We start from the raw sequence: 14,899 nt of genomic DNA on the forward strand, positions 1-14,899 counted from the left end.
ACAAGGCGATGAGTACCCGACTGATCCACCGCCCGGCGCGCACCACCCGTCCGCCGGCCGCCTCCGAGCCGCGCACCATAGAGGCCCCGCCCAACCTGCCCGAGGGCAAGGCGGGTTCCGTCGCCACGTCGCTGCTGCCCGTGGCCGGGGTGATGTCGTCCGTCGTGATGATGACGGTCGTGCGCAACAGCCAGTTCGCCGGGCTCGGCGCGATCATCCTCGTCGTCACCCTCGTCGGCTCCCTCACCCTGGTCTTCTCCCAGCGCGGCAAGGCCCAGCGCACCCGCCGCACCCAGCGCGAGGCCTACCTCGCCTATCTGGAGGACCTGCGCGAGGAACTGTCCGGGGAGGAACGCGAGCGCGCCGAGACCGCCCAGGTGCTCAACCCGCCGCCGGACGCGCTGTACGACATCGTCCGCGACCCGGCGCGGCTGTGGGAGCGGCGCCGACTGGACGGCGACTTCCTGCGGGTGCGGGTCGGCACCGGCGAGATGCCGGTCCGGGATCTGAAGGTCGGCCAGCAGGGCTCGTCCGTGCTGACCCCGCCGGACCAGTTCATGCTGAACGAGGCGTCCGCGCTGATGGCCCGCTTCCGCACCGGCACCGACCTCCCGCTCACCGTGCCGCTGGACCGCGTCGGCAACATCAGTGTCATCGGCGACCGCGAGGACACCCTCCGCGTCGCCCGCGCGCTGCTCGTCCAGGCCGCCGCGACGCACGCCCCCGACGACGTGGCGTTCGCGCTCGCCGCGCCCGGCGACCGGATCGGCGACTGGGAATGGGCCAAGTGGCTGCCCCATCTGCTCGACTCCGAGCAGTACGACGGCCCCGTCGCCGCCCGCCGCATCGCGCCCTCCGTGCCCCAACTGGCCCGGCAGATCGGCCCCGAGCTGCGCCGCCGCGCCTCCTTCGCGGCCGAGGTGCGCCGCGGTCTGTCCGGCAAGGACGCCCTCGGCATGACCTCCCGGCTGCTCGTCGTCGCCGACGCGCACGGCGAGGACGCTGTCGACCTGCCCCGCCCCGACGACGCCGTCGGCCTGCGGGAGATGGGCATCACCATCCTGCACCTGCTCGACGAACGGGTGCAGGAGCCCGGCAGCGTCGGGGTGCGCATCACCGTCGACGGCGAGCGGATCGCCATCGAGGACCTGCGCGAGGAGGAGCCGATCGGCGCCCACGGCACCGTCGACGAGATCGGCGTCCCCTTCGCCGAGGGCTTCGCCCGGATGCTCGCGCCGCTCAGGCTCTCCGCCGACTCGATGGCCGCCGACGCCCCGCTCTCCGGCCCGGTCGACTTCGCCGAACTCCTCGGCATCGAGGACGTCGCCGACCTCGACCTGACCCGGCTGTGGGCGCCGCGCGCCGAGCGGGCCTTCCTGCGCGTGCCCATCGGCGTCAGCGACTCCCACGAACCCGTGCTCCTCGACCTGAAGGAGTCCTCCGAACTGGGCATGGGCCCGCACGGCCTGTGCGTCGGCGCCACCGGCTCCGGCAAGTCCGAGCTGCTGCGCACCCTCGTCCTCGCCCTGGTCGCCACCCACCCGCCGGAGGACCTCGCCATGGTCCTCGTCGACTACAAGGGCGGCGCCACCTTCGCCCCCTTCGCCGCCCTCCCGCACGTGGCCGGCGTCATCACCAACCTGGAGAACCAGGCCGGCCTCGTCGAGCGCGTCCACGCCTCGCTGGCCGGCGAGGTCAAGCGCCGCCAGCAGGTCCTCAAGGACGCCGGGAACGTCGCCGACATCGGCCACTACGCCGCCCTGCGCGCCGAGAAGCGCCCCGACCTCGACCCGCTGCCGCACCTCTTCGTCGTCATCGACGAGTTCGGCGAACTCCTCACCGCCAAGCCGGACTTCATCGACCTGTTCCTGTCCATCGGCCGCATCGGCCGCTCCATCGGCGTGCACCTGCTGCTGTCCAGCCAGCGCATCGAGGGCGGCAAGCTCAAGGGCCTGGACACCTATCTGTCGTACCGGCTCGGCCTGCGCACCTTCTCCGCCGACGAGTCCCGTACGGTCCTGGACACCACCGACGCCTTCCACCTCCCGCCGCTGCCCGGCTTCGGCTACCTCAAGGTCGACACCAGCCACTACGAGCGGTTCAAGGCCGGCTATGTCTCCGGCGCCTACAGCGGCCCGGTGCGCCGCGAGGAGGAGGACACCGGACCGCTCGCCCTGGAGTACGAGGCCTACAACACCCTCGGCCAGGACGAGAACGCCTCGGCCGCGCAGGAGCCGCAGATGCGGCGCCGGGAGACCGGGCCGACCGAGATGGGCGTCATGGTCGGGCAGATCGAGAACGCCGGTGCCCGCCCCGTACGCCAGATCTGGCTGCCCCCGCTGCCCGAGGCGATCGCCCTCGACAAGGTGGCCGGTCCGGTCGAGGTCGGCGCGCGCGGCATGCAGCTCGCCAAGCGGCGGGGCCCGCTCCAGGTGCCGCTGGGCGTCCTCGACGACCCCACCAAGCAGTGGCAGGGCCAGTGGTACCTGGACCTCACCATGGCGGGCGGCCACGCTGCGGTCATCGGCGGCCCGCAGTCCGGCAAGACCACCCTGCTGCGCACCCTCGCCCTCTCCCTGGCGCTGACGCACACCCCGCAGGAGGTCGGTGTCTACGGCCTCGACCTGGTCGGCGGCGGCCTCCAGGCCCTCTCCGGTCTGCCGCACGTCGGCGGGGTCGCGGGCCGTGCCGACCGCGAGCGGGCCGCCCGCACCATCGACTCGGTGCGCGGCATGCTCGACCAGCGCGAGGAGCTCTTCCGCGTCCACAACATCGACTCGCTGGAGCAGCTGCGCACCCTGCGCGCCGCGGGCCGCCTGCCCGAGCTGGCCTCCACCGAGATCGTGCTGCTGATCGACGGCTTCGGCGCCCTGCGCGACGACTTCGAGGAACTGGACGACGCGGTCGTCGACATCCTCAAGCGCGGCGGCGGCTACGGCATCCACGTCGTCGCGGGCATGCTGCGCTGGAACGACGTGCGCATCGCCACCCAGTCCCAGTTCGGCACGCGCGTCGAGCTGCGCCTGAACGACCCGAGCGAGTCCAGTATCGAACGCAAGCTCGCCCAGACCCTCGCGCCCGAGGAGAAGGGCCGCGTCCTGACCGACGGCAAGCTCTTCGCGCAGGTCGCCCTGCCCCGCACGGACGGCCTGGCCGACACCGCCGACCTCGGCGCGGTCCTGGAGCGCACCGCCCGCACGATCCGCGCGACCTGGACCGGCGAGGTCGCCCAGCCCGTCCGCGTCCTGCCGCACGTCCTCGAACCGCACATGCTGCCCGGCCCGTCCGCCGAACCGCGCCGCGTCGCGATCGCCCTGGACCAGACGCACCTGGCGCCGGTCATGCTCGACCTGTTCCACCACGACCAGCACCTGCTGATCATGGGCGACAGCGAGTGCGGCAAGACCAACCTGCTCAAGGTGATCGCCCAGGGCCTGATAGAGCGCTACGGCGACGACGAACTGGTCTTCGGCATCATGGACCCCCGGCGCGGCCTGCGCGGCGCCATCCCGGAGGAGTACCGGGGCGGCTACGCCTACAACGCCAAGCTCGCCGCCGGTCTCGCCGCGGGCATCGCCACCGAACTCGACAAGCGGCTGCCCGACGAGAGCACGGACGCCTCCGACCTCGAGCCCGGCAGCTTCTCGGGCCCGCGGATCGTGATCCTGGTCGACGACTACGACGTCCTGACCACCGCCGGCCAGCAGCCACTCGCCCCCTTCCTCCCGTACATCCCCTCGGCCCAGGACATCGGCCTGCACTTCGTCCTCACCCGACGGGTCGCGGGCGCCTCCCGGGGCCTGTACGAGCCGCTGATGATGGGCCTGCGCGAGTCCGGCGCCGCGGCCCTGGTGATGTCCGGCGACCGCAGCGAGGGCCAGCTCTTCACCGGTGTCTACGCCTCCCAGCAGCCGCCCGGCCGTGGCGTGCTGATCCGCAGGGGCGAGCCGAACCGGCTGATCCAGACCGTCTACGGGGGGACGAGGTAGAGAAGCCATGACGAAGGACGTCGTCGCACTCACGAAGAAGATGCCTGACCCGCTGAGCGTGATCGCGGGCCTGCTCTCCGGCGGACCCGACAAGCTGGTCGGCGCGGAGGCCGACGGCGCGCTGGTCCGGCTGCACGACGAGCAGGGCCGCCCCCTGCTCTCCGTCGAGGCCCCGCTGCTCGTCCAGGTCAGGGGAGAGGCACAGCGGCTGCTCGGCGCGGACGAGCCGGAGGTCCCCTACTGGTGGACCGAGGTCCGCGCCACCACCGGGGTGAAGGAGGCCGAGGCGCTCGCCGGGACCTTCGCGGCCCGGATCGCCACGCTGGTCGGCGGCACGGCCTGGCCGCGCGGGGCCGCGACCTCGCTCGCCGTCGTCGACACCGAGGGCATGACCGCCGTACCGGTCCCGGCCGCCGCGCAGCCCGCCGTCGACGTGCTCACCGACAAGGTCGCGGTGGTGATCCAGGACCGCCCGGTGGTCGCGATGACCGCCTGGCTCGCGAACACCTTCAAGGCGGCCGCGGACGCCCGGCTGGGCCTGCAGATCGTCACCCCCGCGGGCACCCGCCTCTCGCCGACCGTGCGCAACGCGCTGCCGGGCTGGCCCTCGCGCTGGGTGGTCCAGGACGAGAAGTGCGGCTACTACGACGGCCTGTCCGGCGCTGTCCTGACCTGGGCGAACGGCCTGTTCGTCACGGTCGAGTCCCCGGAGGCGACCCCCGAGGACCCGCGCACCCCGGTCGCCGAGACCTTCACCCGGCAGATCGCCGACTCCGGCGAACGCCAACTGGCGATCTCCTTCCGCTGCGTCCACCCCGCCGACGACCGGCTGGTCCTCGGCGGCGCCCTGGAAACGGTCTGGCGAGAGATCACCGGCGAGCCGCCGGCCGGCTGGGGCACCGAGGAGCCCGCCAACCTGCCCTGGTCCCTGCGACAGGTCACGGACGTGGCCTTCGAACGCTCACCGGAGCCGACCTGGCTGGTGGTCGTCGGCGCACCGGAGCGCCCGGCCCTGGCGACGGTCCGGATCAGCCGTACGAAGGGAGGCGTCGAGGAGGACGTCACCCTCGCCTTCGGCTACGGCCCCGGCGAGGAGGTCCCCTCCGACGCGGCGATCATGGCGGCGGCGGAGGCCCTGGCCACCCGCCACGACCTCCAGTCCATGCTCATCCAGGTCCGCAGGGCCCGCCGCGACCTCGCGGTCCCGCCCCGCTTCGAGGGCCCGGGCGTGCCGTACGCCTTCGTCCTGGGCGCCGAGGAGGTCCGCACCATGCCGGGCGACCGAGCAAGGCGCACCCCCCTCCGTGAAAAGCCCCGAGAACTGGGCCCGAAAACCCGCCCGGCCCTCTACTACCCCTTGCCGGGCAACCCGTCGGACCTGTCGGGCTGGAAGGACTTCGAGGAGCTGATGACGCACTTGAAGGGCTAAGACGCCTCAGGGCAGCCAACCCAAAGGGGCGCGGGGCTGTGTCGATATGCGGCTCCGCCGCGTGGGCGCGAGCAACCACGAACAACCCGCACTCGCCAAATGCGCAGTCCCCACCCCCCGCTCAGGCGGACACTTTCTCCCGCTCACGCTCCTGAGCAACGCGCACCGGATCTCCCCTGAACGCCCACTCCATCTTGGGCTCGATCACGAACCGGAACACCCGCCGCACCGGCGAAGTGCACAACAGCGTGACGGCCACGGCAATCCCCGCACTCACGGCGATCTCCCCGACAGGCGCATGCAACCAGGCACGGTCGAACGACCCGCGGTACTCCGCGGCCTTGAGCAGGAACCCGTGCAGCAGATAGCCGTACAGCGTGCCCGCCCCCAGCGCCGTGAACCACATCGTGCGCCCCGGCACCCAGGAGAAGAAGCAGGCGGTCAGCAGCAGCGAGCAGCCGAACAGGGCGAGCTGCATGACGGGCCCGACCCACCAGGGCGCGCCCAGCTCCTGGGCGGAGTCACGGTGGTAGAACCACGCGCCGTTCATCCGCGGCACCGCCCACCAGGCGAAGGCCAGGGCGAACGCGAACACCGGCACGGCCGCGATCCGCACCGAACGGCGGCGCACCAGCCGGAAGTGCTCCGGCCTCAGGCACAGGCCCAGGACAAAGAACGGCAGGAACTGCAGGACCCGCTGGAGGTCCAGGTCGTCCCCGATGTCCGGGCTGACGGAGGCCAGCACGGCGATGCCCAGCGCGACCGGCAGCGGGTGCCGCAGCGCCTTCCAGAGCGGGGTGGTGAGCCGCCAGATGAACAGCGCGATCAGGAACCACGTCAGGTAGTACGGGTCGAGGAGGCTGATCTCCTGACCGGGGGTGTGGTCGCCGTAGCGCTTGAAGAGCGAGTAGGCGGTCTCGAACACGACGTACGGGACGACGACCCCGCTGACCAGCCTCTTCAGCCGACCGGGGCTGCCGTCGAAACTGCGGGAGAAGAACCCGGAGACGATGATGAACGCCGGCATGTGGAACGCGTACACGATCATGTACGCGGCCTGCAGCACCCGGCTGTCCCCCTTGAGGGGCTCCCAGGAGTGGGCCACGGCCACCAGCACGATCGCCAGGTACTTGGCGTTGTCGAAGAACGCGTCGCGCCGCGGGGCGGATCTGTCCCGGGACGGGTGGTGCTGGTCGTTCAGGTTCTTCGGCGAGCGTGGGCTTGGAACGAGAGACGAGGCGGCGTGGAACATTTGAGGCACCCTAGCGTTGCTTGTGGGTATTCGTAAAACGCCCCAGGTCATTCTCCTAATTGCTTCCCGGTGCATGCGGCCGCATCTCTTCTCCACTCCCAACTGCCCGTGATGTCGGTATTCATCCCGACTAAAAGGTGCATAACGCCGGTTTTGCGCCCGTTGTTGACGTACCTGCGGCCACAATTCCAATTACCTGCACGCACGTTGTGTGGAGATGGAAACGATCTCCGTCAATTCGTCGTGGGGTGCGCCCTCGAATTGTCGTGCGGCGCATCGGTGCTCGGGCGGCTGCCGCGATGATGCGTCACGGGCCGCATGAGGCGGCCCTGTTGGTGGCACGATGGTCTCGGGAGTGCGGACCTAACCGAGGGTGTGTGATCAGTCGTGGCGATTTCACTGTCAGTGGTGCTGCTGTTGGCGATCATCCTGGTGGTGCTGATCCGGGGAGGGAGCATCAAGGCGGGCCCCGCCATAGTCGCCATCCTCTTCGGCTTCTTCCTCGCCTCCACCGGTATGGCGCCGTCGATCAATCGTTTCCTCAACTCTCTTGCGGACACGATCAATTCGATCAGTTTCTGACGCGGATCCGGCCATCTCCCGCCAACCCGACTGCCGTTGACGGGCTGCGGCGAGGGGCGCGGCGGTGTTGTGCGGCGCCGCCACATGGGTGATGTGTGTGGGTGATGAGGGCCCCGGCCGACGCCGGTGGTCCTGCTTCCGACCGGGGCGGAACACGCCGAAGGCCCGGGGAGGAGGATCACACCCCTCGTCCGGGCCTTCGGTGTACAGAGCGGGCGACGGGAATCGAACCCGCGTAGCTAGTTTGGAAGACTAGGGCTCTACCATTGAGCTACGCCCGCACGCGTCGCGCCGCAGGTCAGCCGACCGCGGCACTGCACGCATCGTAGCGGGTCGGTGCCCCTGCCCGCACACCCCTTCCCCGAGCGTTCCCCCCACGCGCCCCCATCAGCTCCCTGTGCTCCGCAAATGCGGCGGTCAGGCGGCCTGCGGGCATGTACCCTACGTGTCGCACCAGACGGGGTGTGGCGCAGCTTGGTAGCGCGTCCGCTTTGGGAGCGGAAGGCCGTGGGTTCAAATCCCGCCACCCCGACCACCTGCGCGATCATCTGCGCTCCCCAGGTGCGATCACTTCGCGCACCTGGCCGGTGATCGTCTTTTGGGCGGCTCCGTCGCTGCGGTTACTATGCAAGCTGCGCGCCCGTGTGTCCCGGCCCACTCGGCCTGAGAACTCTCCCGGGCGGCGATCGCCGGACCTGTCGGGTCCCGGCGAACCCCAAGAAGTCAGCCACAAGGAGACCGAACCGTGAAGAGCGCCGTGGAGACCCTGAACCCGACCCGGGTTCGGCTCACTGTCGAGGTGCCCTTCGAGGAGCTCAAGGACAGCCTCGACGCGGCGTACAAGAAGATCAACCAGCAGGTCACGGTGAAGGGCTTCCGCAAGGGCAAGATCCCTGCCCGCGTCATCGACCAGCGGTTCGGCCGCGGTGCGGTCCTGGAGGAGGCGGTCAACGACGCGCTTCCGAAGTTCTACACCGAGGCGGTCAACGAGGCCGAGATCGACGTCCTCGGCCAGCCCGAGGTCGACATCACGGAGCTGAAGGACGGCGAGACGCTGAACTTCACCGCCGAGGTCGACGTCCGCCCCGCCCTGGAGCTCCCCGAGGACTTCTCCTCCATCGAGGTCGAGGTCGACGCCGTCGAGGTGACCGACGAGGACATCGAGAAGTCCGTCGAGCAGCTCCGTGAGCGCTTCGCCTCCACCTCCCCGGTCGAGCGCGCCGCCGAGGACGGCGACGTCGTGACCGTGGACCTGCAGGCCAAGGTCGACGGCGAGGTCCTGGAGGACGGCGTCGCCGAGGGCGTCTCCTACACCATCGGCTCCGGCGAGCTCCTCGAGGGCATCGACGACGCCGTGACGGGCCTGGAGGCCGGTGGCGAGGCCACCTTCACCTCCGAGCTCAAGGGCGGCTCGGCGGCCGGCAAGGAGGCCGAGGTCACCGTCAAGGTCACCCAGGTCGCCGCCCGTGAGCTGCCCGAGCTGGACGACGAGTTCGCGCAGCTCGCCTCCGAGTTCGACACCCTGGAGGAGCTGAAGGCGGACAGCCGCAAGCGCCTCGAGAACATGAAGCAGTACGACCAGGCCACGCAGGCCCAGGAGCGCGTCCTGGAGAAGCTGCTGGAGCTCGTCGAGGTGCCCGTCCCCGAGAAGCTGCTCGAGGACGAGATCAACACCCGCAAGCACAACCTGGAGCACCACCAGCTCGGCCAGATGGGTCTGACCCTCGACAAGTACCTGGAGATCCAGGGCAAGACCGCCGAGGAGTTCGACACCGAGACCCGTGAGGCCGCGGTCAAGGGCATCAAGACCCAGTTCGTCCTGGACGAGCTCGTCAAGCGCGAGAAGCTGAACGTGAACCAGGAGGAGCTCACCGAGCACCTCATGCGCCGCGCCGCCTCCTCCGGCATGTCCCCCGACCAGTTCGCCCAGGCGGTCGTCGAGGGCGGCCAGGTTCCGCTCCTGGTCGGCGAGGTCGCCCGCGGCAAGGCCCTGGCCACGGTCGTCGAGTCCGCCACGGTCAAGGACACCAACGGCGAGATCGTCGACCTGGACGACGAGGACGAGGTCGAGGCCGCCACCGAGACGGTCGAGGCCGCCGAGGGCACCGCGTCCGAGGGCGAGGGCGACGAGAAGGCCGACGCCTGATCCCCGCACCGCTCCCGTAGCGTCCGACGAGCCCCGGAACCTTGTGTTCCGGGGCTCGTTCCGTTGTCCGCGCGGCTTCGCGCCGCTACGCCCCCGGCGAACACTCACCTCTCCGGGATTCCCCGGCGGGACCCGCGCGTTAGGGTCCATGAATACGAGGGCAGGGGAGTCTCCGTTGCCCCCGGCAGTACACGTGAGACGGCCCGGCGCCGTCGTAAGACGAGCAGGTGGAGACGTGACGAATCTGATGCCCTACGCCGCCGGCGAGCCTTCCATCGGTGGTGGCCTCGGCGACCAGGTCTACAACCGGCTGCTCGGCGAGCGGATCATCTTCCTCGGCCAGCCGGTCGACGACGACATCGCGAACAAGATCACCGCACAGCTGCTGCTCCTTGCCGCCGACCCGGACAAGGACATCTACCTGTACATCAACAGCCCCGGCGGTTCGATCACCGCGGGCATGGCGATCTACGACACCATGCAGTTCATCAAGAACGACGTGGTGACCATCGCCATGGGCCTCGCGGCCTCGATGGGCCAGTTCCTGCTCAGCGCGGGCACCCCCGGCAAGCGCTTCGCGCTGCCGAACGCCGAGATCCTGATCCACCAGCCCTCCGCCGGCCTGGCCGGCTCGGCCTCGGACATCAAGATCCACGCCGAGCGGCTGCTGCACACCAAGAAGCGCATGGCGGAGCTCACCTCGCAGCACACGGGTCAGTCGGTCGAGCAGATCACCCGCGACTCGGACCGCGACCGCTGGTTCGACGCCTTCGAGGCCAAGGAGTACGGCCTCATCGACGACGTCATCCCGACGGCCGCGGGCATGCCGGGCGGCGGCGGGACCGGGGCGGCGTAGAACCACGCCCGACGGCACCGGCACCCCGCCCGACGGCTTCCGGCACCACCGGAATCCACGGACGGCCCGGCCCCACGGCCACGATCGCCCCTCCGGGACTGCGGAACCATGGGACCTCGGCCCTCCGGGACTGCGGAACCATGGGACCTCGGCCCTCGGGGACCGCGGAACCACCGGGACCTCGGCCCTCCGGGACTGCGGAACCCCTGGGACCTCGGACCTCCGGGACTGCGGAACCACCGGGACCTCGGCCCTCGGGGACCGCGGAACCACCGGGACCTCGGACCTCCGGGACTGCGGAACCCCTGGGACCTCGGCCCTCCGGGACTGCGGAACCACCGGGACCTCGGCCCTCGGGGACCGCGGAACCACCGGGACCTCGGCCCTCCGGGACTGCGGGCCCATAGGGGAACCGTTGGGACTTCGGCCCCAAGGGAGTCGGCCCCAGGGGAGCTCGGGCCTTCCGGGCCCGTGGACCCACGGACTTCGGCCCACTGGGACCAGCGGCCCCAGCGGTCCCACGGCCCACCGAGGCCTCTCGGATCCCACCAGGATCTCCGAGAACCCGACCGGGACCTTGGCCCCGACGGGGTTCGCGTGATCCCGCCCGGGTCTTGGAGACTTGTGGTGAGACGCGAGGCCTCACCGGGTTCCGGGAATCCATCGGGTTCCGGGAGTCCCCGGGCTTCGGAAGCCCCCAGGGCTTCAAAAGTCCAGCGGGCTTCGGGAGTCCACCGGGTTCCGGGAGTCCACCGGGCTCTGGGCCCCCAGGGTTCCGGGAGTTCCCGGGGGCCCGGGAGTCCAGCGGGGTCGCGAGGCCTCGCCGGTCCCCGGAGGCCAGGAGGGCCGTCCGGGGCCCGAGGTCCGGCAGGGTCCTGTGGCCCCGCAGGGGCTCGTGGGTCCTGGGGAGCCCGCCGGGTCCCGCAAGGGCTCCGGAAGCCCCGTGAAGGCCGTCACAGGCCCTTACGGAGGCTTACGGAGGCCGCGAGGGCGCCGCGGAGCCCCGAGGCCCCCGAGGCCCCGTGGAGCCCACCAGGGCCGCCACGGAGCCTCCGGAGCCCCGAGGGTTCCGTGGAGCTCGTGGACTCCATGGAGTCCGTGGAGCCCAGGAGGCCCCAGGCGGGTTCCCGGCCCCCTTCCGGGGCCGAGGCCCGCAGGTGCCGTCGGAGCCTCGCGGACGCCGGCGGCACGGCCCCGCGGGGACGTCGCCGCCGAGGCCCGGTAAGGACGCCGCCGCCGAAGACCAGCAGGGACCCTGCCGTCAGAGTCCCGACCGCCCCTCACAGACCACCGCCCCACCCTCTCTCCAGGAGACACCGTGAACGACTTCCCCGGCAGCGGCCTCTACGCCCGCACGGAGGCCGAGTACACCGGCCCCCGCGCCGAGTCCCGCTACGTCATCCCCCGCTTCGTCGAGCGCACCTCTCAGGGCATCCGCGAGTACGACCCGTACGCGAAGCTCTTCGAGGAGCGCGTGATCTTCCTCGGCGTGCAGATCGACGACGCCTCCGCCAACGACGTCATGGCCCAGCTGCTGTGCCTGGAGTCGATGGACCCCGACCGGGACATCTCGGTCTACATCAACAGCCCCGGCGGCTCCTTCACCGCGCTGACGGCGATCTACGACACGATGCAGTTCGTCAAGCCCGACATCCAGACGGTCTGCATGGGCCAGGCGGCCTCCGCCGCCGCGATCCTGCTGGCCGCCGGCACCCCGGGCAAGCGCATGGCCCTGCCGAACGCGCGCGTGCTGATCCACCAGCCGTACAGTGAGACCGGTCGCGGTCAGGTCTCCGACCTGGAGATCGCCGCCAACGAGATCCTCCGGATGCGTGCGCAGCTGGAGGAGATGCTGGCCAAGCACTCGACCACGCCGATCGAGAAGATCCGCGAGGACATCGAGCGCGACAAGATCCTCACGGCCGAGGACGCCCTGTCGTACGGTCTGATCGACCAGATCATCTCCACCCGGAAGATGAACAACAGCACTCTGCGTTGACGCACAGGGCCCTCTCGTCCGTACCCCTTGGCACGGTGTGACACGGTCCACGCGGAAGTGAACCGTGCCAAGGGGGGCCCGAACGGGGGTCCCGGCAAGGTACCGTCGGAATAAGGCAGCACCAGGAGCCGCTGGATTCGAAAGTGTCCAGGCGTCTCCCAGGCGAAGGGGAAGCACACCGTGGCACGCATCGGTGACGGCGGCGATCTGCTCAAGTGCTCGTTCTGCGGCAAGAGCCAGAAGCAGGTCAAGAAGCTCATCGCAGGGCCCGGTGTGTACATCTGCGACGAGTGCATCGATCTCTGCAACGAGATCATCGAGGAAGAGCTCGCGGAGACGAGCGAGGTCCGCTGGGAGGAACTCCCGAAGCCGCGCGAGATCTACGAGTTCCTCGAGGGCTACGTGGTCGGCCAGGAGGCCGCCAAGAAGGCCCTGTCGGTCGCGGTGTACAACCACTACAAGCGGGTCCAGGCCGGTGAGAACGGCGGCGCCCAAGGCCGCGACGACGCCATCGAGTTGGCGAAGTCCAACATCCTCCTGCTCGGACCCACGGGCTCGGGCAAGACGCTCCTCGCACAGACCCTCGCGCGCATGCTGAACGTCCCGTTCGCCATCGCCGACGCCACGGCCCTCACCGAGGCGGGGTACGTGGGTGAGGACGTCGAGAACATCCTGCTGAAGCTGATCCAGGCCGCCGACTACGACGTCAAGAAGGCCGAGACCGGGATCATCTACATCGACGAGATCGACAAGGTCGCCCGGAAGAGCGAAAACCCCTCCATCACGCGCGATGTGAGCGGTGAGGGCGTCCAGCAGGCCCTGCTGAAGATCCTGGAGGGCACCACGGCCTCGGTCCCGCCGCAGGGCGGCCGCAAGCACCCGCACCAGGAGTTCATCCAGATCGACACGACGAACGTGCTGTTCATCGTGGGCGGTGCCTTCGCGGGCCTGGAGAAGATCATCGAGTCCCGGGCCGGCGCCAAGGGCATCGGCTTCGGCGCGACGATCCGCTCCAAGCGCGAGCTGGAGGCCAAGGACCAGTTCGAGGACGTCATGCCCGAGGACCTGGTCAAGTTCGGCATGATCCCCGAGTTCATCGGCCGCCTCCCCGTCATCACGAGCGTCCACAACCTGGACCGCGAGGCCCTGCTCCAGATCCTGGTCGAGCCCCGCAACGCCCTGGTCAAGCAGTACCAGCGCCTCTTCGAACTCGACGGCGTGGAGCTGGACTTCGAGCGCGAGGCCCTGGAGGCCATCGCCGACCAGGCCATCCTCCGCCAGACCGGCGCCCGTGGCCTGCGGGCCATCATGGAGGAGGTCCTGATGTCGGTGATGTACGAGGTCCCGTCCCGCAAGGACGTGGCCCGTGTCGTCATCACGGCGGACGTCGTCCACTCCAACGTCAATCCGACCCTCATCCCGCGCGAGGCCCGCGGCGGCCGCGGGCCGGGTGAGCAGAAGACGGCGTGACGCCGACGCAGTACAGCCGAAGGGGCCCCGGTCGACCGACCGGGGCCCCTTCGCGGTCGCGGCGTCAGGCCTTGACGCGCGCTTCCTTGCGCACGTCGGCCGCGATCTTCGCCGACTCGTCCAGCGTGTAGGTCTTGGCGCCCGCGGTGGGCTCGACCACGCCCATCGTGCTGTAGTCCGCCCAGATGCACATGTAGGTCTTCTGCGTCTTCTGGGTGACCGCGTTCTCGGTCTCCGCCTGCTGGCACTTCATCACCGCGCCGTCGAGGCCGTCCGGCTCGACGCTCTCCGCGTCGCCGATCAGCTTGACGTCGTCGTCGGACTCCGCCTTCATCTGGGCGATGGTGGTGTCGAGCGCCTTCTGCGGGTCCGCCACCTTGCCGTAGATGCCGAAGAACGTGACGTTCTCCGCGGTCTGCGTCTTCGCCAGCGCGTCCGGGTCACTGGTGTCCAGGGACGTCAGGTCCACGGTCGAGTACAGGGCGCCGACCGAGGTCGCGTCGGTGACGCCGGCCTTCGCCAGGTCCTTCTCGTCACTGGAGCTCGCCTTCTCCTCCGCCGAGTCGCCCATCCGCTTGTACTTGTCGGAGAGCAGGGAGGCCGGAGTGGTCAGCTTGTGCGGCCCGTCGTCCTCGAGGCCGCCGGCGCCGCCGCTGCTGCCGAGGACGAAGAACGCGCCCACGCCGATGGCCGCGACGACCGCGACCGCGCCGATGATGATGCCGGTCTTCTTCTTGCCGCCGCCCGGCACCGGAGGCTGCGGGGCGCCGTAGGGGGCCTGGCCGTAGGGGGGCTGCTGGCCGTAGGCCGCGGTCGGCGGCTGCTGGCCGTAGGGACCGGCCTGCGGCTGCTGGCCGTAGGGACCGGCCTGCGGAGCCTGGGCCGGGTAGCCGTAGCCGGGCTGCGGGGCGGGGGGCTGCTGGGGGTAGCCGTAGCCGGGCTGGGGTGCCTGCGGCGGCTGGCCGTACGGGCCTGGCTGGGCGCCGTACGGTCCGGGCTGCTGGGGCTGCCCGCCGTACGGGCCCGGCTGGTTGTGACTCATTCTGGGTTCCCCTCCAGATGCTTATGTGATTTTCACATCCTGGCTCAAACCCAGTACCTGCTCGGCGGCGGGGCCCCGACCGTTACACAGCAAACACGTTTCGGGACGGCGCCGTGACACCCCTAAACTGGCCC

At 70.3% G+C, this 14,899-nt stretch carries 9 protein-coding genes and 2 tRNA genes; 8 read left to right on the forward strand and 3 right to left on the reverse strand.

All coding sequences use genetic code 11. From position 1 onward, the window contains the following. Window positions 1-8 precede the first annotated feature (8 nt). Together eccCa and ACIRF9_RS02205 are read left to right on the forward strand one after the other, a co-directional pair. A complete protein-coding gene (eccCa, locus tag ACIRF9_RS02200; protein ID WP_403814931.1) occupies window positions 9-3,989 on the forward strand; it encodes a type VII secretion protein EccCa in 3,981 nt (1,326 codons plus the stop codon). A gap of 7 nt (window positions 3,990-3,996) precedes the next feature. Then, complete coding sequence (locus tag ACIRF9_RS02205; protein ID WP_403814933.1) at window positions 3,997-5,418, forward strand: DUF6177 family protein; 1,422 nt, start codon at window positions 3,997-3,999, stop codon at window positions 5,416-5,418. Between the two features lie 121 nt (window positions 5,419-5,539). On the opposite strand, the gene ACIRF9_RS02210 is transcribed toward ACIRF9_RS02205, so the two are convergent. Continuing rightward, entirely contained in the window at window positions 5,540-6,670 is a 1,131-nt protein-coding gene (locus tag ACIRF9_RS02210; RefSeq protein WP_403814936.1) for an acyltransferase family protein, read from the reverse strand. A 387-nt stretch (window positions 6,671-7,057) separates the two neighbouring features. Here ACIRF9_RS02210 and ACIRF9_RS02215 point away from each other — a divergent pair, with 387 nt between their 5' ends. Beyond that, window positions 7,058-7,252 (forward strand): hypothetical protein, encoded by a 195-nt coding sequence (locus ACIRF9_RS02215; RefSeq protein WP_108999428.1) that lies wholly within the window; start codon window positions 7,058-7,060, stop codon window positions 7,250-7,252. 210 nt (window positions 7,253-7,462) lie between these two features. Here the strand turns inward: ACIRF9_RS02215 and ACIRF9_RS02220 are convergent. Then, window positions 7,463-7,533 (reverse strand) — tRNA-Gly (locus ACIRF9_RS02220). Window positions 7,534-7,710: 177 nt separating this feature from the next. Here ACIRF9_RS02220 and ACIRF9_RS02225 point away from each other — a divergent pair. The 5 genes from ACIRF9_RS02225 to clpX all read left to right on the forward strand — a co-directional run bounded on the left by ACIRF9_RS02225 (window position 7,711) and on the right by clpX (window position 13,723). Beyond that, window positions 7,711-7,787: transfer RNA gene (locus tag ACIRF9_RS02225), tRNA-Pro, on the forward strand. 210 nt (window positions 7,788-7,997) lie between these two features. After that, a complete protein-coding gene (gene tig, locus ACIRF9_RS02230; RefSeq protein WP_403814939.1) occupies window positions 7,998-9,398 on the forward strand; it encodes a trigger factor in 1,401 nt (466 codons plus the stop codon). A gap of 247 nt (window positions 9,399-9,645) precedes the next feature. Next, complete coding sequence (locus tag ACIRF9_RS02235; RefSeq protein ID WP_030967072.1) at window positions 9,646-10,254, forward strand: ATP-dependent Clp protease proteolytic subunit; 609 nt, start codon at window positions 9,646-9,648, stop codon at window positions 10,252-10,254. Window positions 10,255-11,572: 1,318 nt separating this feature from the next. After that, on the forward strand, window positions 11,573-12,253 hold the full coding sequence (locus ACIRF9_RS02240) for an ATP-dependent Clp protease proteolytic subunit (RefSeq protein ID WP_403814942.1): 681 nt from the start codon (window positions 11,573-11,575) through the stop codon (window positions 12,251-12,253). Between the two features lie 180 nt (window positions 12,254-12,433). Further along, window positions 12,434-13,723: an ATP-dependent Clp protease ATP-binding subunit ClpX gene (gene clpX, locus ACIRF9_RS02245; protein ID WP_390655279.1), complete on the forward strand. Its 1,290-nt coding sequence runs from the start codon at window positions 12,434-12,436 to the stop codon at window positions 13,721-13,723. A gap of 64 nt (window positions 13,724-13,787) precedes the next feature. On the opposite strand, the gene ACIRF9_RS02250 is transcribed toward clpX, so the two are convergent. Then, window positions 13,788-14,765, reverse strand: coding sequence for a hypothetical protein (locus ACIRF9_RS02250; protein ID WP_403814945.1), 978 nt, complete (start codon window positions 14,763-14,765; stop codon window positions 13,788-13,790). Window positions 14,766-14,899: the final 134 nt, after the last annotated feature.

Source organism: Streptomyces sp. NPDC096132, assembly GCF_044763345.1.
Taxonomy (GTDB): domain Bacteria; phylum Actinomycetota; class Actinomycetes; order Streptomycetales; family Streptomycetaceae; genus Streptomyces.